The sequence below is a fragment of the Bradyrhizobium archetypum genome, from assembly GCF_013114835.1.
In the GTDB taxonomy this organism is placed as follows: Bacteria; Pseudomonadota; Alphaproteobacteria; order Rhizobiales; family Xanthobacteraceae; genus Bradyrhizobium; species Bradyrhizobium archetypum.
Map to the genome: position 1 here is coordinate 1 of NZ_JAAVLW010000008.1, position 24525 is coordinate 24525.

Annotated in this window: 24 protein-coding genes, 1 tRNA gene and 1 pseudogene; 11 read left to right on the forward strand and 15 right to left on the reverse strand. The window is 63.1% G+C overall.

The features are described from left to right. The 4 genes and pseudogenes from HCN50_RS25305 to HCN50_RS25320 form a co-directional block, all read right to left on the reverse strand. Window positions 1–248: pseudogene (locus HCN50_RS25305) on the reverse strand (hypothetical protein); the annotation flags it as partial. 157 nt (window positions 249–405) lie between these two features. Next, window positions 406–1632 (reverse strand): dual-specificity RNA methyltransferase RlmN, encoded by a 1227-nt coding sequence (gene rlmN, locus HCN50_RS25310; RefSeq protein ID WP_376700320.1) that lies wholly within the window; start codon window positions 1630–1632, stop codon window positions 406–408. A 184-nt stretch (window positions 1633–1816) separates the two neighbouring features. Continuing rightward, window positions 1817–2446: an invasion associated locus B family protein gene (locus HCN50_RS25315; protein WP_376700324.1), complete on the reverse strand. Its 630-nt coding sequence runs from the start codon at window positions 2444–2446 to the stop codon at window positions 1817–1819. Between the two features lie 184 nt (window positions 2447–2630). Next, window positions 2631–3470: an SDR family oxidoreductase gene (locus HCN50_RS25320; RefSeq protein WP_171712623.1), complete on the reverse strand. Its 840-nt coding sequence runs from the start codon at window positions 3468–3470 to the stop codon at window positions 2631–2633. Between the two features lie 114 nt (window positions 3471–3584). Here HCN50_RS25320 and HCN50_RS25325 point away from each other — a divergent pair, with 114 nt between their 5' ends. From HCN50_RS25325 to HCN50_RS25335, 3 genes are all read left to right on the forward strand, one after another. Continuing rightward, window positions 3585–4559: an NADPH:quinone oxidoreductase family protein gene (locus HCN50_RS25325; RefSeq protein WP_171712624.1), complete on the forward strand. Its 975-nt coding sequence runs from the start codon at window positions 3585–3587 to the stop codon at window positions 4557–4559. A gap of 345 nt (window positions 4560–4904) precedes the next feature. Beyond that, window positions 4905–5969 carry a hypothetical protein gene (locus tag HCN50_RS25330; protein WP_171712625.1) on the forward strand — a complete coding sequence of 355 codons (1065 nt, stop codon included), beginning with the start codon at window positions 4905–4907 and terminating at the stop codon, window positions 5967–5969. Window positions 5970–6094: 125 nt separating this feature from the next. Continuing rightward, entirely contained in the window at window positions 6095–7258 is a 1164-nt protein-coding gene (locus HCN50_RS25335) for a TAXI family TRAP transporter solute-binding subunit (protein WP_171712626.1), read from the forward strand. A 127-nt stretch (window positions 7259–7385) separates the two neighbouring features. Here HCN50_RS25335 and HCN50_RS25340 read toward each other — a convergent pair whose 3' ends face one another. Continuing rightward, window positions 7386–7772 (reverse strand): YkvA family protein, encoded by a 387-nt coding sequence (locus HCN50_RS25340; RefSeq protein WP_171712627.1) that lies wholly within the window; start codon window positions 7770–7772, stop codon window positions 7386–7388. 155 nt (window positions 7773–7927) lie between these two features. Then, window positions 7928–8233 (reverse strand): 4a-hydroxytetrahydrobiopterin dehydratase, encoded by a 306-nt coding sequence (locus tag HCN50_RS25345; RefSeq protein WP_171712628.1) that lies wholly within the window; start codon window positions 8231–8233, stop codon window positions 7928–7930. A gap of 217 nt (window positions 8234–8450) precedes the next feature. Between HCN50_RS25345 and HCN50_RS25350 the strand changes: the two genes are divergently transcribed. After that, complete coding sequence (locus tag HCN50_RS25350; RefSeq protein WP_171712629.1) at window positions 8451–9872, forward strand: TAXI family TRAP transporter solute-binding subunit; 1422 nt, start codon at window positions 8451–8453, stop codon at window positions 9870–9872. A gap of 88 nt (window positions 9873–9960) precedes the next feature. Continuing rightward, on the forward strand, window positions 9961–11535 hold the full coding sequence (locus HCN50_RS25355) for an alkaline phosphatase D family protein (protein ID WP_171712630.1): 1575 nt from the start codon (window positions 9961–9963) through the stop codon (window positions 11533–11535). Between the two features lie 22 nt (window positions 11536–11557). On the opposite strand, the gene HCN50_RS25360 is transcribed toward HCN50_RS25355, so the two are convergent. Continuing rightward, window positions 11558–11938: a response regulator gene (locus HCN50_RS25360; RefSeq protein WP_171712631.1), complete on the reverse strand. Its 381-nt coding sequence runs from the start codon at window positions 11936–11938 to the stop codon at window positions 11558–11560. A gap of 163 nt (window positions 11939–12101) precedes the next feature. Between HCN50_RS25360 and HCN50_RS25365 the strand changes: the two genes are divergently transcribed. The 3 genes from HCN50_RS25365 to HCN50_RS25375 all read left to right on the forward strand — a co-directional run bounded on the left by HCN50_RS25365 (window position 12102) and on the right by HCN50_RS25375 (window position 16280). Beyond that, the gene (locus HCN50_RS25365) at window positions 12102–12857 is read left to right on the forward strand and encodes a Crp/Fnr family transcriptional regulator (RefSeq protein WP_171712632.1); all 756 of its coding nucleotides are present in this window, start codon (window positions 12102–12104) and stop codon (window positions 12855–12857) included. A 244-nt stretch (window positions 12858–13101) separates the two neighbouring features. Then, window positions 13102–14928, forward strand: coding sequence for a translational GTPase TypA (typA, locus tag HCN50_RS25370; RefSeq protein WP_171712633.1), 1827 nt, complete (start codon window positions 13102–13104; stop codon window positions 14926–14928). A 92-nt stretch (window positions 14929–15020) separates the two neighbouring features. Continuing rightward, window positions 15021–16280, forward strand: coding sequence for a flavin monoamine oxidase family protein (locus HCN50_RS25375; RefSeq protein ID WP_171712634.1), 1260 nt, complete (start codon window positions 15021–15023; stop codon window positions 16278–16280). Window positions 16281–16388: 108 nt separating this feature from the next. On the opposite strand, the gene HCN50_RS25380 is transcribed toward HCN50_RS25375, so the two are convergent. The 3 genes from HCN50_RS25380 to HCN50_RS25390 all read right to left on the reverse strand — a co-directional run bounded on the left by HCN50_RS25380 (window position 16389) and on the right by HCN50_RS25390 (window position 19164). Further along, a complete protein-coding gene (locus tag HCN50_RS25380) occupies window positions 16389–16796 on the reverse strand; it encodes a thiol-disulfide oxidoreductase DCC family protein (protein ID WP_171712635.1) in 408 nt (135 codons plus the stop codon). 53 nt (window positions 16797–16849) lie between these two features. Next, the gene (locus HCN50_RS25385; RefSeq protein ID WP_171712636.1) at window positions 16850–18175 is read right to left on the reverse strand and encodes an SDR family oxidoreductase; all 1326 of its coding nucleotides are present in this window, start codon (window positions 18173–18175) and stop codon (window positions 16850–16852) included. Window positions 18176–18267: 92 nt separating this feature from the next. Continuing rightward, a complete protein-coding gene (locus HCN50_RS25390; RefSeq protein ID WP_171712637.1) occupies window positions 18268–19164 on the reverse strand; it encodes an alpha/beta hydrolase family protein in 897 nt (298 codons plus the stop codon). 289 nt (window positions 19165–19453) lie between these two features. Here HCN50_RS25390 and HCN50_RS25395 point away from each other — a divergent pair, with 289 nt between their 5' ends. Both HCN50_RS25395 and ppa read left to right on the forward strand, forming a co-directional pair. Beyond that, on the forward strand, window positions 19454–19963 hold the full coding sequence (locus tag HCN50_RS25395; RefSeq protein ID WP_057842744.1) for a GNAT family N-acetyltransferase: 510 nt from the start codon (window positions 19454–19456) through the stop codon (window positions 19961–19963). Between the two features lie 168 nt (window positions 19964–20131). After that, complete coding sequence (ppa, locus tag HCN50_RS25400) at window positions 20132–20662, forward strand: inorganic diphosphatase (protein ID WP_171712638.1); 531 nt, start codon at window positions 20132–20134, stop codon at window positions 20660–20662. A gap of 143 nt (window positions 20663–20805) precedes the next feature. On the opposite strand, the gene folD is transcribed toward ppa, so the two are convergent. Genes folD through HCN50_RS25415 form a run of 3 tightly spaced genes read right to left on the reverse strand, consistent with a single transcriptional unit; the run spans window position 20806 to window position 22347 of the window. Beyond that, a complete protein-coding gene (folD, locus tag HCN50_RS25405) occupies window positions 20806–21690 on the reverse strand; it encodes a bifunctional methylenetetrahydrofolate dehydrogenase/methenyltetrahydrofolate cyclohydrolase FolD (protein ID WP_171712639.1) in 885 nt (294 codons plus the stop codon). Between the two features lies 1 nt (window position 21691). Next, window positions 21692–22024 carry a DUF167 domain-containing protein gene (locus HCN50_RS25410; protein ID WP_171712640.1) on the reverse strand — a complete coding sequence of 111 codons (333 nt, stop codon included), beginning with the start codon at window positions 22022–22024 and terminating at the stop codon, window positions 21692–21694. Window positions 22025–22056: 32 nt separating this feature from the next. Beyond that, entirely contained in the window at window positions 22057–22347 is a 291-nt protein-coding gene (locus HCN50_RS25415; protein WP_171712641.1) for a YggT family protein, read from the reverse strand. A gap of 183 nt (window positions 22348–22530) precedes the next feature. On the opposite strand from HCN50_RS25415, the gene HCN50_RS25420 reads away from it, so the two are divergent. After that, window positions 22531–22606: transfer RNA gene (locus HCN50_RS25420), tRNA-Ala, on the forward strand. 69 nt (window positions 22607–22675) lie between these two features. Here the strand turns inward: HCN50_RS25420 and HCN50_RS25425 are convergent. Next, window positions 22676–23476 carry a glutamine amidotransferase gene (locus tag HCN50_RS25425; RefSeq protein WP_171712642.1) on the reverse strand — a complete coding sequence of 267 codons (801 nt, stop codon included), beginning with the start codon at window positions 23474–23476 and terminating at the stop codon, window positions 22676–22678. Window positions 23477–23643: 167 nt separating this feature from the next. Beyond that, window positions 23644–24423, reverse strand: a complete 780-nt coding sequence (locus HCN50_RS25430; protein ID WP_171712643.1) for an SDR family NAD(P)-dependent oxidoreductase — start codon at window positions 24421–24423, stop codon at window positions 23644–23646. Window positions 24424–24525: the final 102 nt, after the last annotated feature.

A 24525-nucleotide genomic window follows, 5' to 3' on the forward strand; every position in this document is an offset into this window, starting at 1 on the left:
GCGAGCACGCTGCGGATATTGAAGGCCTCGGTAATTAGTACCACGACCAGCGCCGGCAGCAGCGCAAAGCCGGACAGGAAAATGAAGCCGAAGCCGAGCACGACATTGAGCGCGTCCTGGTCGATCGGCGCACCGCCGAGATCAGATATCTCAGGATACAGGACCGCAGCGACAATAATCATCCCCGCCAGGAAGCAGGCAGCAAGGAAGGCGAACAGGATGACGAAGATGCGGCCGATCAATGCCATGGATCAAATCCATCGTCAGACATAGTCGTTCTTGGATTCTCCGTCGTCATGCCCGAGCTTGACCCGGGCATCCACGCCTCACTTTGTCGAAACGAAGCAAAGACGTGGATGGCCGGGTCAAGCCCGGCCATGACGAACTTTGGCGCTGTCGTCATCCTCAATCCGTCATCGCCATGGCGCGCAGCGCCTGGCGCTCGCGCGCGGACAATTTTTCGGTCTCCGACTTCAACTGGCCGCAGGCGGCGAGGATGTCGCGGCCGCGCGGCGTGCGCACCGGCGAGGAGTAGCCGGCGTTGAAGATATATTCGGAAAACTTTTCGATCTGCTCCCAGTCCGAGCACTCGTAGCGCGAACCCGGCCACGGATTGAAAGGGATCAGGTTGATCTTGGCCGGAATGCCCTTGAGCAGCTTGACCAGCAGCTTGGCGTCTTCAAGGGAATCGTTGACGCCTTTGAGCATCACATATTCGAAGGTGATGCGCCGCGCGTTCGACGAACCCGGATAGTCGCGGCAGGCCTGCAGCAATTCAGCGATCGGATACTTCCGGTTCAGCGGCACCAGCTCGTTGCGCAGCTCATCGCGCACGGCATGCAGCGAGATCGCGAGCATGACGCCGATCTCCTCGCCGGTGCGGATGATGTTCGGCACCACGCCCGAGGTCGACAGCGTGATGCGGCGGCGGGAAATACCGATGCCTTCATTGTCGGCCGTGATCAGCAGCGCATCGCGCACCGCATCGAAATTGTAGAGCGGCTCGCCCATGCCCATCATGACGATATTGGTGACCAGCCGTCCGCCGGTCGGCGTCGCGCGATCGGCCCAATCGTTGAGGCGATCACGCGCCACCATGATCTGGCCGACGATTTCGCCGGCTGTGAGGTTGCGCACCAGCCGCTGCGTGCCGGTGTGGCAGAACGAGCAATTCAGCGTGCAGCCGACCTGCGAGGAAACGCAAAGCGTGCCGCGATCGGTTTCCGGAATGTAGACGCACTCGACCTCATGCGCCTTCTGGAACGGGTCGCCGCTCGGCAGCCGCAACAGCCATTTGCGCGTGCCGTCACTGGAAATCTGCTCGGCCACCACTTCGGGACGGTCGACGGTAAAATGCTGTTCGAGCTGCGCGCGCATCTCCTTGGAGACACTTGTCATCTCGGCAAAAGACCTGGCACCACGAAAATACATCCAGTGCCAGAGCTGCTGCGTGCGCATCTTGCGCTGCGCCGGCGCAACGCCGATCTCGCCGAGCCGGTCGGCGATTTCGGCGCGCGACAGGCCGATCAGCGAAGGCTTGGCCGGCGGCACGTAGGTTTCTAGCGGAACCTTCTCCAGCGGCGCCACGGACATTGTCGGCGTGGACTTCGTCTCGGTCGAAACTGCAGTCATCATATTTCTGTTCTAGGGAAGTTTCTCCCTCATCCTGAGTAGCGGCGTCATCGTCGCGACTCGAAGGATGAGAGCCGGGCCTCATGGTTCGAGACGGCGCAAGGGCCTCCTCACCATAAGGGGAGACAGCTTCAAATAGGGCTTCCAGGGCCCGCAAACAACGTCAATTTGGGCTTAAAGCCGCCTATCGCCTGCAATCCTGTGCCAAGCGGTCGAGCGCTTGGGACAAGCCCTTCAGCGAGAAGACGTCCGTGGTCTCGGTGCCCTTGGCCGAGACGCCCTTGACGACGACTTCGGCGGATTTGCGCATGGCGTTGACCATCTGCTCTTCCTCCGCCGCGTTCTTGATCCACAGCCCGTCGCCCTGGGTGTACATCGCGTAGGACGCGCCACCGACCTCGAGCGAGGATTCCGAGCCCGGCTTCAGCGCGTAGCCGATCATGATCGACACTTCGTTGAACACCTTCTCCGCCGGACGCGTCGAGACGAACGCGTAGGCGGGATCGCGCGGACGATTCGGCGGATTGGTTTTGGATGACGACGGCTTCGCCAGCGCGAAGCAAACCTTCCTGCCGTTCGGCGTCGCCGTATAGGCGCCCCAGGTACCGTACTGCCCGATCAAGGTCGGCTCCGCGCCACCTGCGGCGGTTGTGGCTGCCGGTTCCGGCTTCTTTGCCGCCGGTGCGGGCGCAGGCTTGGCGGCTTCCTTGGCTGTTTCCTTGGCGCCCTTCGAAGCAGGGCTCTGTGCCTGCGCGAGGCCTGTCGTCTCGCACAGCGCCGCAATCGCAACCAGAAATGCCAGTATTCGCAACACGGACAACTGGTTCCCTCATCATTGTGACTGGAAGATGGCCCCGAGGGCGCATCGCGCCGCCGGGATGGATAGCCGGGAAATGTTTTTTTGGGAAGCAGTTACGGGTGTTGCTCACCGCCGTGGCGACGCTTCGTCTCAGGTCGTTCGGCGAATCAAGACGCGGGCCTCGGTTTCAACGTGTTGGTCACCCCTTGGAGCGCTGCTCGCGCAGCTTCTGCCACTGCGCGTCGGTCCATTGCAGCAGATCCTCGGCGCCGGAACTGCGCAAATGGGCGCCGCCATCCTGCACCACCATCTCGCCATTGATGTAGCCGGCATGGTCGGAAATCAGAAAGCTTGCCAGATTGGCAAGCTCGGCATGCTCACCGGCGCGGCCGAGCGGATTTCGCTCCGGCCAGCTTTCGGCGCGGCCCTCGGGGCGGAGCTGACCCGAGGCGCCAGGCGTCGGAAACGCGCCGGGCGCGATCGCGACCGTGCGCACACCCTTGGGTCCCCACTCCACCGCAAGGCTCTTAGTCATCGCGAGCACCGCAGACTTCGCCATCGCCGACGGCACCGTGAAGGCGCGGCCGGTGATCGTCGAGGTCGAAAGAATGCTCAAGACCACGCCGCTGTGCTTGCCGTCGATCCAGCGCCGGCCGGCGGCCAGCGTGCAATACATCGTGCCATGCAGGGTCGGCGCCAGGATCGCGTCCGCCGCGCGAAACGACAGATGTTCGGTCTGCGCGATGAAGGTCGCGGCAGCGTTGTTGACCAACACGTCGATCGGCGCCTCGCGCCATATCGCATCCATCATGGCATCGACCGCGGCACCATCGCGGATATCGCACCTGATCACGCCAACCTTGCCGCCGAGCTCACTGCGCATCCGCGCGGCAGCCGCCTCCAGCAATTCGAGCCGGCGGCCGCAGATGATCAGCTCCGCGCCGAGCTCGACGAAGCGGCGTCCCATCGCAGCGCCGAGCCCCGAGCCGCCGCCGGTAACCAATATCCGCTTTCTCGCCAGCAGGCCCTTTTCAAACATCGTTTGAATCCTCTTGACCGCCATGAGGCCATGCACCCGAATCGGATTGTAGCCCGGCTTCAAATCCGGCATGAAGCTGCCAGCATCCCTCGCCGGTCTAAAATCAGGTGTGCCATGAAAGCCATTCTCTGCTCGCAATATTGCCAACCCGACGATCTCGTGCTGGCCGACGTAGCCGATCCGGTCGCCGAAGCCGGACAGGCCGTGATCGCAATCAAGGCCGCGGCGCTGAATTTTTTCGACATCCTGATGATCCAGGGCAAATACCAGATCAAGCCGCCATTCCCGTTTTCGCCGGCTGCCGAGGTTGCTGGCGTGATCGAAAGCATAGGCCCCGGCGTCACCGATCTGAAGGTCGGTGACCGCGTGGTAGCCTCCTGCGGCCATAACGGCGCGCGCGAAAAGATCGCGCTGCCCGCAAGCTCGATCGTGAAGATCCCCGACAATCTGGATTTCGATCGCGCCGCCGGCATCATCATCATCTACGGCACGGCGCTGCATGCCCTGGAAGATCGCGCCAGCCCGAAGCCCGGCGAAACGCTTGCCGTGCTGGGCGCGGCCGGCGGCACTGGCCTCGCTGCGTGTGAGCTCGGCAAGCTGATGGGCCTGAAAGTGATTGCCTGCGCGTCGTCGGACGAGAAGCTCGAATTCGCCAAGGCGCACGGCGCCGAGCTGACGCTGAACTACAGCAAGGAAGACCTGAAGGAGGGCTTGCGCCGGCTCACGGGAGGCAAGGGCGTCGACATCATCTTCGATCCGGTCGGCGGCGCTTACGCCGAGGCCGCCTTGCGCTCGATCGCCTGGGAAGGCCGCTTCCTGGTGATCGGCTTTGCCGCTGGCGACATTCCGAAGATGCCGCTCAATCTCGCGCTGCTGAAAGGCTGCGATATCCGCGGCGTATTCTGGGGCGCATGGACCAGGGTCAATCCCGAAAAGAACCGCGCCAACCTGGAAAAACTCGTGAAATGGACGGCGGAAGGCAAGATCTCCTCGCATGTCGACCGCACCTTTCCCCTGGCCCAAACCGCCGAAGCATTGAAGGTGCTGGCCGGCCGGAAGGCGATGGGCAAGGTGATCCTGCATCCCTGAACAGGGTTCCGGATCATCTGCCATATTTGCTGAAGGATGGTCCGCCTCAAAAGGCGAGATGGCCCCGTGCTGCGCCAGGCCGGTACCAACTGACGCATTTTGTTCCGAAAAATGATCTCACAAGATAATTTACCGGTAACAATGCGTGTTCTTAAAGCGCCTTATGCCGCTTGCCCGCCTTAATCATACCAAAAAATTTCCTAATTCCGAGCGGCGACCGTCGTTTTTTGAACCCAATCCGTATGCGACCTTAGGGCTGGTAGAGGGGCTCCTGTACATCAACAAGAGCAATAAGCAGGTGCGGGGGACGCCCGTCGTAGCGTTCAGTAGCGGGGAAGCATCATCATGACGGAGAATACCAGGCCGGTTCAGGCAAGAGATCCGTTCGACAGATTCGACGAAGCCATCAGCGATCCTCGCTTGTATGAGGCCGATCAACCTCGATACGAACAGCTCCGATACGAGCCGCCCCGGTATGAGCAACCCCAATACGAGCAGCCCTTTGCACTGTCGTTTGAGCGGACCGATGTGTTGCCGGAGGAGCTGCCGCCGCATGAGCCGGTGCCGCTTTTCCTCTCGAATTACGAAGATGAATCTCATCAGCAGCTTTCGGAATATGCGTTCGGTACCGGAAAGTTCGGCAGCGGCGGGCTGAAGAAGCCGCGCGCGGGCCGCATCATAACCGGCGTCGCAGTGGTGTCGGCGATTGCGGCCGTTCTCGCGTTGTTCTCCATCGATTCAACCCGCGCCGTCATCTTCAACGCCTCCCTCGGCGGTGGCGGCGGCAGCGCGCCGCCGCCCGCCCAGCTCGCCGCGGCGGTGCCGGAGCCTGCGCCGCAACCGCAGCGGGTTGCCGCGCCGCCGATAGCCGCCGAACCGACCGGAGCCGAGGTCGCAGCCGCACGCCGCACACCGCCCAACGCGCTGGCATCAGCCTCACCGACGCGCGACGAAATTGCCGCCGCCTATCAGAGCGCGCTCAAGGGCAAGGTTGCGGTGCCCGAACCGGTGGCACGCGAAGCGTCCCGCGAAGTCGTCGCTGCGATCAATCCGGCGCCCGCGGTTGCCGCGGTCGCACCGGCAGTGCGTGAGCCCGCTCCGGTCACGCGCGAGGCAGCTCCGGTACGGCGCATGGATCCGGACGAGCTTGCCTCATTGCTGAAGCGGGCGAAGGGCCTGCTTGCGATCGGCGACATCACGTCTGCCCGGCTGCTGCTTGAGCGCGCGGCGGACGCGCAGGAAGCCGAGGCGGCATTGATGCTGGCTGGAACGTATGATCCGCAAGTGCTGGGCAGCCAGGACTTGCGCAGCGTCACGCCTGATCCGGCGGCGGCGAAGCTCTGGTATCAGAAGGCCGCCCAGCTCGGGTCGCCTGATGCAAAGCGGCGGCTCGGCCAGTTGCAGAACTAGAGCATGATCCGAAGATCATGCTCACATCAAAGAGATAGAGCGAGATGACGTTTCGAAGAAAGTCATCTCGCCCTAGGCAATTGCTCAAGAATTAAAATTACTCAAGACCAGCGCAGAGGAAACCCATGCGACACTTACTGGGAATGGCATTGTTTGCCATAACGGTGGCATGCAGCAATACGGCGGCGAAGGCCGCTGAGACGGAATACGATCCGGCCAAGGTCAGCGAAAGTCTGAAGGCCATTTTCCAGTTCGGCTCGGTCGCTACCAAGCAGGCGCTGAACGCCAATACTGTCACGCTGATCTCCGGAACAATCGGCGGCACCTATGTGCAGTTCGGTGCCGACCTCGCTTCCGTGCTCGACGACGGAAACAAGTTGCGCGTACTTCCGATCGTCGGGCGCGGCTCCGTGCAGAGCGTGGCCGACATCCTGTTCCTGCAGGGTGTCGATCTCGGCATCGTGCGCGCCGACACGCTGGACTACCTGGAAAAGAAGGGCTTTGCGAAGGACATCAAGAAGCAGTTCACCTATGTGACGAAGCTCTACAATGAAGAGATGTATGTTCTCGCGTCGAAATCGGTGACCAACATCAGCCAGCTCAACGGCAAGAAGGTCAGCGTCGACCTTCCCAACGGGGGCACCTTCGTGACCGCTGCGGTCGTGTTCGAGCGGCTCGGCATCAAGCCGAACTTCGTCTATATCGAGCAGCGCATCGCGATGGAGAAGATGCGGAACGGCGAGATCGATGCGGTGATCGCCGTCGGCGGCAAGCCGTACAAGTCGGTCAGCAATTTCAACGACAACCGCTTCCATCTCGTCCCGGTCGACTATTCGCGGCCGCTGCAGGGCGATTATCTGCCCGCGGTACTGACCTCGAAGGACTATCCCAACCTGATTGCGGAAGGGCAGAAGGTCGACACCATCGCCGTGCCGGCGGTGCTCGCGGCCTATAACTGGGCGCCGAACACCGAGCGCTACCGCAAGCTGGCCCAGTTCGTGGATGCGTTCTTCACCAAGTTTCCGACGTTCCAGAACCCGCCGTTCCATCCGAAGTGGAAGGAAGTCTCGCTGTCAGCGCCGCTGCCGGACTGGCAGCGATTGCCGGTGGCCGAGCAATGGCTCAAGAGCCATAACGTCGAGGCGGTGTCGCGCGCCAGATTCGATGAATTTCTGAAGCAGAGCCCGACGACCGCGGCGAGCGTCAAGACCGACGCGGATAAGGAGGCGCTTTTCAAGCAATTCCAGGCATGGGAAGCGGAGCGAAGCGCAAGGGCGCAGTCTCGCTGAGGCGTTTTCCGCAGGAGGCCGGCCTCGGAGTTGGTCCGGGCTGGCGACCGACTCATCAAGATCAGGAAATCAAGAGCCCCGTTCTGATTCAATCGGAACGGGGCTTTTGGCATCTGCCATTCGTTTGCTATTCGTTCGCTTCAGCGGCGTCGATCCCGCGCTTCAGTGCGGCGCGGGCGGCATCGCGATGCTCCTGCGTGATGTGACTTGCGACCATGCGGATCGCGGTGGCCAGCACAGCGGCATCATCGGTAAAGCCGAGCAAGGGCAGCACGTCCGGCATGAAATCGAACGGCAGGATGAAGTAGGCGACGGCGCCGAGCAGGGACGCCTGGACGTGACGCGGCGTCTCTTTGTCAAATGCACAATAGTAGGCGGCGAGCAGATCCTCGGCGAAGGGGAGCTGCGCCATTACCCGCTTGAACTTGATCCAAAAGCGCCGCCGCACGCTCTCGCGGTCCTGCGCCAGCCGGTCGGCCGGCTCAAAACCCACGGTATGATCGGACGATGCCATGGCGGCGCTCCCTGGAGAATCCGGCGCGGCAGTCGCCACGGCTGCCGGATCGCGCTTGTCGAGGCTTTCTTCACGCGAACCGTTTCGCCCGAAAACCCTCTTGATGAGAATTGGGGATGCTCGCCCCACCGCGCAAGATCGTGGGACGCACCAACTCAGGTGACGCCAAGTTGTCCCGCGATCGCATTCATGGCCTTGGCCAGATCAACGTCGCGCCGGGTCACTCCGCCGGCGTCGTGCGTCGCCAGCACGACTTCGACCGTCTTGTAGACGTTCTTCCATTCCGGGTGATGGTCGTTCTTTTCCGCCACCAGGGCGGCGCGGGACATGAATCCGAAGGCTTCGTTGAAGTCCTTGAATATGAAGGTCCGCGTGATCGCCTCGCGTCCCGGCGTCTCCGACCAGCCGGAAAGTTCCGCCAGCGCCGATTTCCGCGCCTCTGCCGACAGCCGTTCTGCCATGATCGCCTCCCGTTTCAGACCGCTTCGACCTTAACACCGAAGACCGCGCCGCGGATCCCTGCCAAGACAGGCCGCGACGTCCCCTCCAACGGCGGTACGTGGGCGCCGGTAACCATGACGTAGATGTAACAATGATTAGGCGGAAATTTTGCTAGGGTGTCCACTTCAGGCGTGCCGCCGGCGTAATCTTGCACCTCAAACGACTGTCCAGGGATTGATGAGCGACGGCCCTCTCCTTTCGGAAAAGCCGGCCCCACCTTCGCCCCGTTCAGCGAAACGACGGCTGACATTCGTCACGCTCGCCGGCGTGCTGGCAATCGTCGGCGCGCTGGCTGCCGGCTATTACTTTGCCATGCGGCCAGTGAGCTTGCGGATCGCCGTCGGCCCCGCCAATAGCGACGACCTCAAGGTGATCCAGAACCTGGCGCAGGCCTTCAACAACCAGCGAAACAGCCTGGTCCGGCTGCGGCCGGTGCAGACCGATGGCGCGGTTGCCAGCGCCAACATGCTCGGCGAAGGCAAGGCCGATCTCGCCATCATCCGGGGCGACCTCGAGGTACCGAAAAATGCGCTAGCCGTGGCGACGCTGCGCAAGAATGTGGTGGCGCTCTGGGTACTGTCGGCCGGCAAGACCAAGGGCAGGAAGGCCGCGCCAGCCATTACGAAGATCGGCCAGCTCGCCGGACGCCGCATCGGCGTCGTCGGCCGCACCCAAGCCAATGTCAATCTGCTCAAGGTGATCCTGCGGCAATACGGCGTCGATCCGGCAAAGGTCGAGATCGTCCAGTTCCCCGCCAGCGAGGCTGCCGAGGCCATTCGTGGCCAGAAGGCGGACGCCTATCTCGCCGCCGGCCCGGTCAACAGCAAGATCACGGCCGATGCGATCGCTGCATCGGCGCGCGACGGCGGCACGCCGAAATTCCTCGCGATCGATTCAGCCGAGGCGATTGCGCAGAACCATCCCGCCTACGAGGCCGCCGAGATCCCGGCCGGGACGTTTGGCAGCGCGCCGAGCCGGCCCGAGGAAGAGGTCAAGACAATCAGCTTCGCGCATCACATCGTGGCACGCAAAGGCATTTCCGAAGCAACCATCGCAATCTTTACGCGACAGCTATTTGCGATCCGCCAGACGCTGAAGAACGAATTTCCGCTGGCCGCCAAGATCGAGACGCCCGATACCGACAAGGACGCCACCATTCCGGTTCATCCCGGCGCCGCTGCCTTTGTCGATGGCGAGGAAAAGTCCTTCCTCGACCGTTATAGCGACTACATCTGGTGGGCATTGATGGCGATGTCGGCAATGGGTTCCGCCGGCGCATGGTTCGCCGGCTATCTCAAGAAGGACGAGCGCAACGTCAACGTCTCGCAACGCGACCGTCTGCTCGACATGCTCACCGCCGCCCGCCAGTGCGATTCGATGGACGAACTCGACCAGATGCAGGCAGAAGCGGACGCCATTCTGCGCCACACGCTGCAATGCTTCGAGCACGGCGCGATCGCCGAAGGCACGCTGACCGCGTTCAACATCGCGATCGAGCAGTTCCACAACGCAGTCGCCGACCGCAAGACGCTTTTGATGAGCGTGCCGCAAACCCTGCAGCGGGCGAGCGCGCAATTCCGCGCGGCCGGCAGCGCGTGATCTGCCAATCCGGTAATCGAACCGTCATCAATTCTTTCTAGGGCTGGCGGCACTATCATCGCCCGAGCCAGATCAGAAAGAGGCCAGCATGACATTGAGGATTTCCCGCAGCCGACGTCCCGGAATTTCGCGGCGCCGTTTCCTCGCCACCGCCGGGGCCGGCGCCATGAGCGCCCTTGCGATACCCTATCTCAGCCGTGCCGCCGACCGGCCGGTCGTGACGTCAGGTGTGCAATCCGGCGATGTCGGTACCGACGGCGGCGTGGTCTGGGCGCGCGCCGACCGTCCTTCGCAAATGCTGGTCGACGTCGCCACGTCGGACTCTTTTGCCAACGCACGGGCGCTGCCGCCGATCGCGGCGCTGCCGGAGAGCGACTTCACCGCGAAAATGCTTTTGGAAAATCTGCCAGCCGGGCAGGAGATCTTCTACCGGGTCCGGTTTCGCGACCTCGCACATAGCGCTATCGAAAGCGAGCCGGTGGTCGGGCGGTTCCGCACCGCGCCTGGCGACCGTCGCGACGTCAGTTTCGTCTGGGGCGGCGACGTCGCCGGACAGGGCTGGGGCATCAACCCGGATGACGGCGGCATGTTCACCTTCACCACCATGCGCAAGCATCGCCCGGATTTCCTGCTGCACTCGGGCGACGCCATCTATGCCGATGGCCCGATCAAGAGCGAGGTGACGCTTCCCGACGGCAAGGTCTGGAAGAACGTGACGATCCCCGAAAAGGCAAAGGTCGCCGAAACGCTCGACGAATTTCGCGCCGCGCACAAGTACAATTTCATGGACGAGCACCTGCGCGCGTTCAACGCCGAGGTGCCGATCTTCGTGCAGTGGGACGACCACGAGGTCGTCAACAACTGGTCGTCATCGAAACAGTTGCCTGCCGCCTACAAGGAACGCAACATTTCCCTGCTCGCCGCCCGCGCGGCGCGCGCTTTCCACGAGATGTACCCGATGCGCGAAAGCATCGCAGAACCGGGCCGGGTCTACCGCACGCTCCGCTACGGCCCGCATCTCGACGTGTTCATGCTGGACGAACGCAGCTATCGCGGGCCGAACGGTCCGAACCAGGACACGGCCTACGGGCCGGAGAGCTTCTTTCTCGGACCTACGCAACTCGCCTGGCTGAAACGGGAGCTATTGAATTCGCGCGCCACCTGGAAGGTCATCGCATCCGACATGCCGCTCGGCCTCATCGTCTATGATGATGCAATCAACAAGAAGGGATCGGAGGCCGCCGCCCAAGGCGACGGTCCGCCACGCGGCCGCGAGCTGGAGATCGCCGACCTCCTGCGCTTCATCAAGACGTCAGGCGTGGTCAATACGGTGTGGCTGACCGCGGACGTGCATTATGCCGCCGCGCACTACTACAATCCCGACAAGGCGCAATTTCAGGAGTTCGATCCGTTCTGGGAATTCGTCTCAGGCCCCCTGCACGCCGGCACGTTTGGCCCCAACGAACTCGACAATACCTTCGGCCCGGAGGTGAAGTTCATCAAGGCGCCCGGCCTCGACAAGCAAAACCTGCCGCCATCGGCAGGGATGCAGTTCTTCGGTCACGTCCGGATTGATGGGGCGTCCGGCCGGATGACGGTGACGCTGCGCGACCGCACCGACGTTGCGCTGTGGTCGACAACGCTGGATCCAAAGCCGGTCTAGTTGGCTGGCCGCCCGCGAGCGCTCAGGGCCTGACGCCGGCGTTCTTCAGCAGCGCTTTAAGTGCGTCGGTCGAACAGGGCTTGGGCAGCCGCGGCTTCGTTGCGAATGCCGCCGGCAGCGTGGCGTCGGCGCCATAGCCGGTGACGAAAGCAAAGGGAATGCTGAGTGCCTCCAGCCGTTCGGCGACGGCAAAACTCTTCTCGCGGATCAGCCCGACATCGAGCAGCGCGAATTGCGGCGGCCGGTGTGCGATCAGTTCGAGTGCCTTGGCGACGTTCGCGGCGATCCGCACCGTTTTTACGCCAAAGCCGAGAATCGTGTCTTCGAAATCCAGCGCGATGATCGGGTCGTCCTCGACGACCAGGACGTCGCTGGGCATGCCGTCATAGGAGGCGCGGTCCATGTTCTCGCCAGTTCAAGGGAGATTCGGCGGCCGATGCCTCGTACAAGGCGCCCCGCCGGTCGGAACCGAAACCATCACATGTCCGTTCTATCGTCTGTTCACTTGTGCACGCATGAATGGAGCCAAACCGATTATAGTTCGAGCAGAAACAGGGACCTCCCCGATGCTCACGCGACGCGATGTGACGGCCGGCGTACGGCCGTTCAATAACCTTCTGCGTCGCTTGAGTGATGCCGATTTCGGTTTGATCGAACCGCATCTCATTCCGGCCGACGCCCAGCCGAACGACCTGCTCTATAATCCCGGCGACGACGTCGAGATCGTGCACTTTCCCTGCGGACCCAGCCTCGTTTCCTACATGGTTCCCAACGAGGACGGCCGCGATGTCGAGACCATCCTGATCGGCCGCGAAGGCGCGGTCGGCGGCATCGTCAGCCAGGGGTTTCTCCCGGCCTACACCCGCATCACCGTCAAATTCGCAGGCCCCTTCGTGCGGCTGCCGATCGGCAGGCTCGATGCTGCCAAATCAAAATCGCGTTCGCTGACCAACATCTTTGCACGCTATGCGGACTGCATGCTGGCGCAGATCTTCCAGTCCACCGCCTGCAACGCGATCCATTCGATTGAGCAACGCACGGCAAAATGGATCATTTCGGCGATGGAGCGCACCGATGGGGAGGACGTCGTGCCGCTGACGCATGAGCAACTGGCGACCCTGCTCGGCGTCGGCCGCTCCTACACCAGCCGGGTTATTCAGACTTTCAGGGCGGAAGGCACGCTGGAGACCCGGCGCGGCTCGATCCTGGTCCGTAACCGGGATGCGCTGCGGAACCGGTCCTGCCGCTGCAATGAGGCGGTAAAAGCCCATTTTGACGAGGTTTTACGTGGGGTCTACCCCGATCCCGAAAAGGGCAATTGAGCCCGCTGCCACGACCAAAATCGGCTAACCAAATGCCAAACACGCCATTGTTTTTTGGCGTTTTCTGAATATATTGCGCCGCAACGCGTAAGGTGTGCCCGGTCCCTTTGGCCGGGCTTCCTTTTTGGGGCCGGGTTTGACGACGAGAGCCCCTTCGCATTCCAGGTATTGAGCGCGATCCGGAAAAGTGGGTCCCGGTTTTCCGGTGAGATCGCGCTCCCATTGCACGACCAGAAGAAGAGCCATGAACCTTCGCAACGTCGCCATCATCGCCCACGTCGACCACGGCAAGACCACCCTCGTCGACCGTCTGCTGCAGCAATCCGGCACCTATCGCGAGAACCAGAAGGTGACCGAGCGCGCGATGGACTCCAACGATCTGGAGCGCGAGCGCGGCATCACCATTCTCGCCAAGGCCGCTTCCGTGCAGTGGAAGGACACCCGCATCAACATCGTCGACACGCCCGGCCACGCCGATTTCGGCGGCGAGGTCGAGCGCATCCTCAACATGGTGGATGGCGCGCTTGTGCTGGTGGATGCCGCCGAAGGTCCGCTGCCGCAGACCAAGTTCGTGGTCTCCAAGGCGCTCAAGGTCGGGCTGAAGCCGATCGTCGTTATCAACAAGGTCGACCGGCCCGACGCGCGCCCGACCGAAGTCATCAACGAAGTGTTCGACCTGTTTGCCGCGCTCGACGCCAGCGAGGAGCAGCTCGATTTCCCGATTCTCTACGGGTCGGCCAAGCAGGGCTGGATGGCCGACAGCCCGGAAGGGCCGAAGGAAGCCGGCATGCAGCCGCTGTTCGACCTGATCGTGCGCCACGTCGCGCCGCCGAGCGTCGAGCAGGGCCCGTTCCGGATGATCGGCACCATTCTGGAAGCCAACCCCTATCTCGGCCGCATCATCACCGGACGCATCACCTCGGGTTCGATCAAGCCGAACCAGCAGGTGAAGGTGCTGGGCGCTGACGGCAAGACCATTGAGCAGGGGCGTATCACCAAGATCCTCGCCTTCCGCGGCATCGAACGTACGCCGCTTGACGAGGCCGAAGCCGGCGACATCGTTGCGATTGCCGGCCTGACCAAGGGCACCGTCGCCGACACCTTCTGCGATCCTTCCGTCGAGACGCCGCTGCAGGCGCAGCCGATTGATCCGCCGACGGTCTCGATGTCGTTCATCGTCAACAACTCGCCGCTCGCCGGCACCGAGGGCGACAAGGTGACGAGCCGCATGATCCGCGACCGCCTGCTCCGCGAGGCTGAAGGCAATGTCGCGCTGCGCGTGGTGGAAGCGGCCGACAAGGATTCCATGGAAGTGTCCGGCCGCGGCGAATTGCAGCTTGCGATCCTGATCGAGACCATGCGCCGTGAAGGTTTTGAGCTTTCGGTGTCGCGTCCGCGCGTCGTGCTGCACAAGGACGAGGCCACCGGCCAGTGGCAGGAGCCGATCGAGGAAGTCGTGATCGACGTCGACGAGGAGCATTCCGGCGTCGTCGTGCAGAAGATGAGCGAGCGCAAGGCCGAGATGATCGAGATGCGTCCCTCCGGCGGCAACCGCCTGCGGCTGGTGTTCTACGCGCCGACCCGCGGTCTGATCGGCTATCAGGGCGAATTGCTGACCGATACTCGCGGCACCGCGATCATGAACCGGCTGTTCCACGGCTACGCCAATTACAAGGGCGACATCCAGGGCCGCCGTAACGGCGTCTTGATTTCCAACGACCAGGGCGAGGCGGTGGCTTACGCGATGTTCAAGCTGGAAGACCGCGGCCCGATGATGATCGAGCCGGGCTGGAAGGTCTACAAGGGCATGATCGTCGGCGAGCACACCCGCGACAACGATCTCGAAATCAACGTGCTCAAGGGCAAGCAGCTCACCAACATCCGCACCACGTCGAAGGACGAAGCAGTGCGCCTGACCCCGCCGATAAAGATGACGCTGGAAAAGGCGCTGGCCTATATCGAGGATGACGAATTGGTCGAGGTGACCCCGAAGTCGATCCGCCTGCGCAAGAAGTTTTTGGACGCCAACGACCGCAAGCGCGCCGAAAAGGCCAAGGAAGCGGTGGCGTAACCAGGCGAATAGCGAGTAGCGAATAGAGGCGTTTCCGTGCCCATCGGATTACTGTACCCTGTTCGCCATTCGCCACTCACCATTCGCGCCTCATGACGTCCCTCCCTTCCTCCGTCGATGTCGCCATCATCGGCGCCGGCGCTGCCGGCCTTGGCGCTGCCAATGCGCTGAAAGATTCCGGCCTTTCCATCATCGTGCTGGAAGCGCGCGACCGTCTCGGCGGCCGGGCGCATACCATCATGGCGTCGCCGGACGTGACCTTCGATGTCGGCTGCGGCTGGCTGCATTCGGCGGACCGGAACTCGTTCGTCAAAATCGCCGAACAGCTTGGCTTCGAGCTCAACAAGGCCCTGCCGCCGTGGCGCGAGCGCGCCTATGGCAAGGCCTTTCCGCAGGATGATCGCGACGACTTCATCCGCGCCCTGGACGAATTTTATGATCGCGCCGCGCAGGCTGCGATGGAAGCCGAGCGAACCGGCCGCGACCACGCCGCCAGCCTCTTTCTCGAGCCCGGCAATCGCTGGAATCCGATGATCGATGCGATCTCGACCTACGTTAACGGTCGCGAGCTCGATCAGGTCTCCATTCTCGACATGGACGCCTATGAGGATACCGACATCAACTGGCGGGTCCGCCGCGGCTATGGCGCGCTCGTTGCGGCCTACGGCGCGTCATGTCCGGTTGCGCTGAATTGCGCGGTGACGCTGATCGATCATTCCGCAGCGCGCCTGCGCATCGAAACGTCGCGCGGCACACTGACAGCGGACAAGGTGATCGTCACCGTGCCGACCAACCTGCTCGCCGAGGAAACGATCCGCTTTCATCCACCGCTGCCCGCCAAGGTCGACGCCGCCCGCGGCCTGCCGCTCGGTCTCGCCGACAAGGTGACGCTGGCGCTGGACGAGGCCGAGACAATGCCCGTCGAAGGCAATTTGCGTGGCGCCACCATGCGCACGGGCATGGGCACCTATCACATCCGTCCGTTCGGCCAACCATGCATCGAGGGCTTTTTCGGCGGACGCTTCGCGCAATCTCTGGAGGACGCCGGTGATGGCGCGCTCGCCGCCGCCAGCATCGACGAGATCGTGTCGTTTCTCGGCAACGATTTCCGCCGCAAGCTGAAGCCGCTTGCCGAATCGCGCTGGGCCCACGACCCGTTTGCGCGGGGCTCATATTCGCACGCGCTGCCGGGACATGCCGGTGACCGCGCGGTGCTCGCTGCGCCCGTCGATGGGCGATTGTTCTTTGCCGGAGAGGCGACTTCGCCAGAGTTCTTCACGACTGCGCACGGGGCGCGGGATTCGGGAGAACGGGCGGCGGGCGAAGTGTTGGCGGCGTTGACAACGCATTGAGCCGCAGCACCGTCATTGCGAGCGCAGCGAAGCAATCCATTTTACCGCTTGCGAAGACATGGATTGCTTCGTCGCTACGCCTCGCAATGACGATGAGGGGACGCCCGTTTACTCCATCACCCGCGCCCGCACATCCACGTCCGGCACGAAGCACTCCTCGTACTTCCCGAAAATTCGATACCGGTTACGCGCGACGACGCTGTAAATCGCATCGCGCAGCGGCTTCGGCACCGCGAACAGCACGCGCACCCAGCCCCATCGGGGCAACAGGCTCAGCACCGTCAGCGCCGCGTCCGATTTGAGATACGCCACGCCGCCATACACCACCGCATTGGTGTCGGGATCATCAGGGTCGATGCCGAACGCCTGCGCCAGTCGCGTGCCGTAGGGCGATTGGATCGCGGTGAAGCGAAATCTCCGCTCGACGTCGCGCTTGGCGACGAAGCGGACCCAGCGCGAGCAGAAGACGCAGACGCCGTCATAGAGGATCACGTCGTCGTCGGGCCATCGGCTCATGCACATCCCTTGTTTTGATGCGTTTCCTTCGCGCGAACTGGCGCTCTGAAAGACTATCTATTATCCAATGTCAGCAGCGCCACCAGCATCAGCACGATCGCAGGTCCCGTCTTCACCAGCGCTCCCAGCGGCTCGATCCAGAGGTCCGGCGTCAGGATGGCCGCGCCGACCATATAGCCGAGTGATGCAATGATACCCGCGATCAGGCCATATGCCGAGGTGCGGCGGAATGCGATTAGCACGCCGATGCTCATGTCCATCAGGCTGGTGCCGACGGTGATAGGAGCGACAAGCCATGGCGGAAAGCCGTGGCTGCGCAGGATGTCCGCCGCCGCGTCGTAGGAAATCACCAGCGCGATGAAACCTGACACCAGCCAGAACAGCACGAGGTTTGCGATGACAAGCGCCTTGATCGGGAACAGCCGGGCAAACCATATGTCCTGGATCGTCGCCGGACGTTGCCCGGCCATCTCTGCGATGGTCTTCGGCGTGATGCCGGTGGCTGCGATCCAGCCCGCGGGGCTGCCGCTGACGCCGCGGCGCAGCTCGGCGATCGCGGTGGTCCGCATCGGCGGCATCCAGCCGAACAGGTTGGCGAGATCGCCGAGCCGCGCGCCAATATCGAGCAGGAACGCCGGCATTGCGAGGCGGGGCCATTCGCCGGCGCCGAACCCGCGGCGGAATTGATCGATCACGCCGCCAAGCGTGACCGGCTCCTGCTGCATCAGGTCCCAGGTCACCCCGCCCGCCTCGCCGGGATCGCGCGCGGCGAGCCAGGCGATGGTCGCGGCAATGTCCTCCATGGCGACCGGCTGAAACGGCGCGTTCTGCTCGGCGGCCGGGAGATCGAGCGGATATGCTGCCAGTGAACGCACCATGGCACTGCCGCCATAGGCCGCCAGCGCCACGACGAAGCCTGGCCGCAGGATCGTGTACGCCACGCCGGATTCCGCGATCAGCCGCTCGGCCTCGCGCTTGGTGGTGCTGAAGGCGGTCTGGTCGGTCTCGACGGTCCCGGGGATCGAGATGTGCACCAGGCGGATCGCCTGGCGGCTCTCGCGGATCGCCTGCAACAGCCGCGCGACGAAATCGCGATGCACGGCACCGGTATCGCTGCCCGGGCCGTCCTGCAACACGCCGAGGCAGTTGACGACGACGTCAATGCAGTGGTCGCGCAATAGCCGCGTCAGCGCGGCCGCGTCCATCGAGATCAGCGGCAGTTCAAGATCGAGCGCGCGGCCCTTTTGAGAGGCGGACAGCTTGCGGGCGACCCCTACGACGGGAAATCCCCTGCGGCGCAGGTCGCGGGTAACGAAGCAACCGATCAGACCGGAGGCGCCGAGTACGAGGATTTTTCTGACGTCGGCGTTCAAGGGCATCTAGGACGGTTGGCGATCATCGGCCAGAGAATAGCCATGACCGAGCCGAAACCGGGAATGCCGAATAGAAACCAACGGTGGAAAAGTGCGCGTCATCGTTTCTTCTGCGCCGGACGCAGTGACCTCAGCGAGCGTTCGAGTTCGGGAGCGGCGAGCTTCACGCCGCTTTCGCTTTCCAGCAACCAATGCCCCTCGCTGCCGGATGCGGCGAGCACGTGAAAATCCACCTTGCCGCCCGCGCGGCGGAAGGCGTCCGCAAGCTCCCGCGAAAAGGCTGGCGTGAAATAAGTGTCATTGGCGGCCACGAGCCAGGTCACCTTGACTCGTGCGGCTTTGCCGAACTCGCTTGCTGCGGCCATCAGCGTATGCGGCGCGCAGATCCGGCCGGGAAGATCATTGGCATGCCCGCCGCGCCCCGGCGCGAACGCGACGATCGCGGCAATGCTTTTCGGGTCCTCGCCAGCCAGCGCCAGTGCGCCCCAGGCACCGGCCGAATGGCCGATCACGACCATGCCCTCGGGGCGAATAAAGGGCTGCTTGCGCATGAGGCCGATGGCAGCGGTGATCGCATCTGCTGTGGCGCGGCCGGCCTGTGCATAGTCGGCCTCGTCGCAGCCGCCCTGATCCTCGAGATATTTTCCGCCCGTCGCACCATGTCCCGGCCGCTCGGGGACCAGGACGGCGAAACCGTGCGATACCAACCATGCGGCGAGCGCACGGTATTCGGGTTGCGGCATCTGGGCCCGTCGCAACACATTCTGTGTGGTGGCGTGCGAGATCACAGCCAATGGAAACGGTCCCTCGCCGGGCGGCCTGAACAGCACCGCGCGCGCGGTGGTCGCAGGATCGGGTGATGGCAGCCGCCATTGCTGCAGCCGATGAGGCTCGCCTTCCGCACCCTGCACGCCTGGGCCGGGCTGCGCCGCCGCGGCCTTCACGCCGAGCGAGGCGGCGAGAATCAGCGCAACAAGCAGGTTTGGCGAACGCATGAACTGGCCTGATACAGCCGAAAGGAGGGACGTATTTCGAAGTCACCACAGAATACCGCCCGCGAATCAAATCCAGTGCATTTTTCCGTGAACGGAATTCGCGGGACGCATCCGTTGGATGATTCTGACAACCATTCTGCCGTTACTGCTGCGGCGAAAGACCCGCAGGAAAGCCCTCTTGTCCTCTTTCGATACACATAGACACAAAACTGATGCACAAAATCCACAGGTTAACCGATAATTAACGATGGACCTTGAAGCCGGCCCGCCGACTTGCTTTGATCAGCTCATGAGCACAACCCTGATCGAGGTCCGACCGGCCAAGGCTGCAGACGCAGCCGCGGTGGCGTCTACCCATGATGAAGCCTGGCGCTCCGCCTATCAGGGCATCATTCCGGGCGCCGAGCTTGAAAAACTTATTAACCGTCGCGGCCCGCAATGGTGGGACAGCGCGATCCGCAAGGGCAGCCGCGTCAGCGTGCTGGTGTTCGGTGACAAGGTCGCGGGTTACGCCAATTATGGCCGTAACCGCGCCCGCAGCCTGCATTTCGAAGGCGAGATCTACGAGCTCTATCTGCGGCCGGAATTCCAGGGCCTCGGCTTCGGCCGCCGCCTCTTCACCGCCGCCCGGCGGGACCTGATGCAGAGCGGGCTGAAGAGCATGGTGATCTGGGCACTTTCCGACAACGATCCAGCGACGGAATTTTACCGCGCGCTCGGCGGCCGGATGGTGGCACGCTCCTCGGAGAAGTTCGGGGCCAAGTCGCTCGACAAGGTCGCATTCGCCTGGACCAACTGAGCTCCGGCCGTCACTGCCGGGCTTGACCCGGCAATCCATCGTTCCTAAAGCGCACTTTGAACGTACGATGGATGCGGGTCATCCCGCCTAACGAGGCGCTTTGCGCTTCCGCACCCCGCATGACGATTTTACCTGCCGGCACGACTGCCTCAGCACCACGGAGCCCCAATGCGTATTGACGCCATCCCGATCGGAGTAAATCCGCCACACGACGTCAACGTCATTATCGAGGTGCCCGTTGGCGGCGAACCGATCAAGTATGAAATGGACAAGGAAGCCGGCACGCTGGTGGTCGATCGCTTCCTCTATACGGCGATGCGCTACCCCGGCAATTACGGCTTCATCCCGCACACGCTGTCCGGTGACGGCGACCCCTGTGATGTGCTGATTGCCAATACCCGCGCGATCGTGCCGGGCGCCGTGATGAGCGTGCGGCCGGTCGGCGTCTTGCTGATGGAAGACGAGGCCGGCGGCGACGAGAAGATCATCGCGGTCCCGTCCTCGAAGCTGACCCAGCGCTACGACAAGGTACGAACCTACAGCGATCTGCCGGATATCACGCTGCAGCAGATCCAGCATTTCTTCGAGCACTACAAGGATCTCGAGAAGGGCAAGTGGGTGAAGGTGCTGCGCTGGTGCGGCGCCGAGGACGCCCATCGCCTGATTCTGGAAGGCATCGAACGGGCGAAGAAGAAGTAGGCTTGGTGTCCCGGAAGTCGCGGGGTGAGAACGGATCGTCATTCCGGGGCGATGCGCAGCATCGAACTATGGCAATTGCGCACCTGAGAATCTCGAGGTCCGGGTTCGCCCGCTTCGCGAGCGCCCCGGAACGACGATAGACCTCACACCCCCGGCTTCGGCAGGCCGCGAATCGCGCACGCCGCGCGCAGCGTGTTCACCAACAGGCACGCCACTGTCATCTGCCCGACGCCGCCGGGCACCGGCGTGATCGCGCCGGCGACCTCGGATACTTCCTTGAATGCGACGTCGCCGACCAGCCGCGTCTTGCCCTCGGCACCCGGCAGGCGGTTGATGCCGACATCGATCACGGTGGCCCCCGGCTTGATCCAGCTGGCGCGCACCATTTCGGGCCGGCCCACAGCGGCATAGACCAGATCGGCGCGGGCGCAGAGCTGCGGCAGGTCCTTTGAGCGCGAATGCGCGATCGTCACCGTCGCGTTCTCGTTGAGCAGCAATTGCACCAGCGGCCGGCCGACCAGGTTGGAACGGCCGATCACGATCGCGTTCAGGCCTTCCAGCGAGGCATGGACGCTTCTAGTCAGGATGATGCAGCCGAGCGGCGTGCACGGTGACAGCGCGGCAAAGCCACCGGCCAGCCGGCCGGCATTGTTGGGATGGAGGCCATCGACATCCTTGGCCGGATCGATCGCGTTGATGATCGTTTCGGTGTGGATCGATTTCGGCAGCGGCAATTGCACGAGGATGCCGTGCACCGCCGGATCGCGGTTGAGTTTTGCGATCAGCGCCAGGAGATCGCCCTGCCCGACGTCGGCGGGCAGCTTGTGCTCGAACGAGGCCATGCCGGCGGCCTGGGTCTGCGTGTGCTTGCTGCGGACATAGACCTCGCTGGCGGGATCGTTGCCGACCAGCACCACCGCAAGGCCCGGTGTGAGCTGGTGCTCGCACTTGACCCGTTCGACCTCCGCCGCAACGCGGGCGCGAAGCTCCGCCGCAATGACCTTTCCGTCGATAATACGTGCCGTCATTTCAATCCTTCGTCTTTTCCGACCTCACGGTGGTCGCCTTTCGCAGCGTTTCGCCGAGAATTTTGGGCTCGCCGTCGACCGCGACCTGCTTGAGGCGCGAGGTCGTACCGGAAAGAATCTTCACCCTCGCCTTCGGCACGCCCAGCACTTTCGCCAGCAGTTCTATGACCGCACGATTGGCCTCTCCGCCGTCGGCAATCGCGCGAACGCGAACCTTTACGACCGATCGACCGTTGGCGAGCGTCTCGATCCCATCAATGTCATCGCGGCCGCCGCGCGGTGTCACCCGCAGCGCGATACTGATGCCCTCGGTGGAATAGCGCCAAGGATCCATCAAGCCTCCCTATCCGAGGCCGACACCCGCGATCAGACGACGTTGGGATAGACGTAATAGAGGATCACCCGCTGGACGAACATGATGACCAGGATCAGGATGATCGGCGAAATGTCGAGTCCGCCGAGATTGGGCAAGAACCGGCGGATCGGCGCCAGCGCCGGCTCGGTGATCCGATAGAGGAACTCGGCCACCGCCGCGACGAACTGGTTGCGCGTGTTCACGACATTGAAGGCGATCAGCCAGGACAGGATGGCGGACGCGATCAGAAGCCAGACATAGAGGTCAAGGACGATGATGACGATATCGAGGATGGCACGCATGTGGCGGGGGTGCTCGCGGGGTGGGATGAAGTGCTAGATATCGGTTCATCTCCCCTCAAACAAGGGAAGTTCCGGGCAAAATGACGCCAAAATCGGTGCTTTCACCGTTCTTGACTTGGCCTTGGGCCGGACTGTAAATGGCGCCGATTGTCGGCTGCTTCGGGTATCCGGGACGGTCGCGACGGGGCCATAGCTCAGCTGGGAGAGCGCGTCGTTCGCAATGACGAGGTCGGCGGTTCGATCCCGCCTGGCTCCACCACGCTTCGACGAGACCTATCACATCCGCGATTCTTGAAAGCCGGCCGCGCGGGCTATTTCCGCGTGGCGGCTACTCGGCCGCTTCCAGCAGAGCCGCGCGCGGCGAGCGCCTGATCCAGCCCGCGATGAAATTCTTCAACCAGGCCCGTTCGATCACGTCGTGCACTGCGCGTCCCTCGAAGTGGAGGTGACGTGGTTGCGCGCCCGGTGAATCCATGCGTACGCAGCCCCGCGTGGTCCAGCGATGCATCATCGCGTAGGTCACGTCGGGATGAAACTGGAAGCCGAAGGCATGGCCGGACCGGAACGCCTGCACCGGAAAGTCGTCGCCTTCGGCGAGCAGTTCGGCGCCATGGGGCAGTTGAAATCCTTCGCCATGCCAGTGGTAGACGCGCTCCGGCCAGTCCGGGCAGAGCGCGTGGCCGGCCGCGGTCGGGCGGATCGGATAGTAACCGACCTCCACCCGGCCTTCATGATGCGGCGCGACCTGCGCGCCCAATTGTCCGGCAAGCATCTGCGCGCCCAGGCAGATGCCGAGAAACGGCCGTTGCTCGCGCAGGGGTACTTCGATCCAATCGATCTCGCGGCGGACATAGTCGTCGGGATCGTTGGCGCTCATCGGGCCGCCGAAGATTACCGCGCCGGCATGCCGGTCCAGCGTTTCCGGCAAGGCATCGCCGAACCGCGGACGCCTGATGTCGAGGGGATAGCCGAGCGCCCGCAGCGCGTTGCCGACCCGGCCCGGCGTCGAGGTCTCCTGATGGAGAACGATCAGTACCGGCGGCAGCGGCGCCAGGTCGGACACGGCCAACACGCTCCGGCCCGGAAAGGGCAGCACGTTCTCGTGATCCTTTTTCGACCGGAACGACATCGCCGTTGCTCAGGTATCTCGAATCGAAACCATAGCTAAGTGAGTCTTAATTTCGCGTGAGTTCACGCACGCAGCGAAAAATGTAAGCAAACTGCGGGCCAGATGCGGTCAGCGCCTCCAATTGCGGCACGAACGGGCAAGGACACCGGAAAAACCCGGGATTTTTTTCAGCGTTGGCGAAGCTGGAAACGGCCGACCGCCCCGAGGATAAATGAGCGCGGGAACAGCCGAAGCAGGAACGGCACGATCTTGATGCCGAGACCAGGCAACACTGCCCGTTTGTTGGCCATCAATCCGCTGTAGGCCTGTTGCGCGACCGCGGCCGGCGACACGTTGAGGATCGCCGAATCATAGCCGGGCCTGAACCCGGCGCGCGCCTGAAATTCCGATGGCACCGGACCGGGACACAATACCGTCACGCGCACGCCGTGCGGCGCAAGTTCGGCGCGCATCGCCTCCGTGAACGACAGCACATAGGCCTTGGTGGCGTAATAGACCGCCATTCCCGGGCCCGGCAGAAAGCCCGCGATCGAACCGACATTCAGAAGCCCGCCGCGATTACGGATCAATTGATCCGAGAAGCGTAGCGACAGGTCGGTCAGCGCGCGGATGTTGACCGCGATGATATCGAGCTGATCGGCGCGGTCACGCTGGATCGCCTTGCCGAACAGTCCGAAGCCCGCATTGTTGACGACGTATTCGACCTCCACACCGGAAGCTGACAACGTGTCGGCAATCCTGTCGCCGCAATCGGGCTGCGCGAGGTCGCAGGGAATGACGATCGGAGCCGCGCCGCCCGCGGCGGTGATTTCGGCGGCCAGCGCCGTCAGGCGTTCGGCGCGCCGTGCCACCAGCGCCAGACGATGGCCATGAGATGCGAAAACGCGCGCCAACTCGGTGCCTATGCCCGCCGATGCACCGGTAATCAGCGTCACACGCTCAGTCACGATCGAATGCTCTTAAGGATCAGTTCAGGATTACGCCGGCGCCGCAACGAGAGCATAGGCGCGTGGTGCGACGCAAGCCATCCCCCAAACATGGCGCCATGC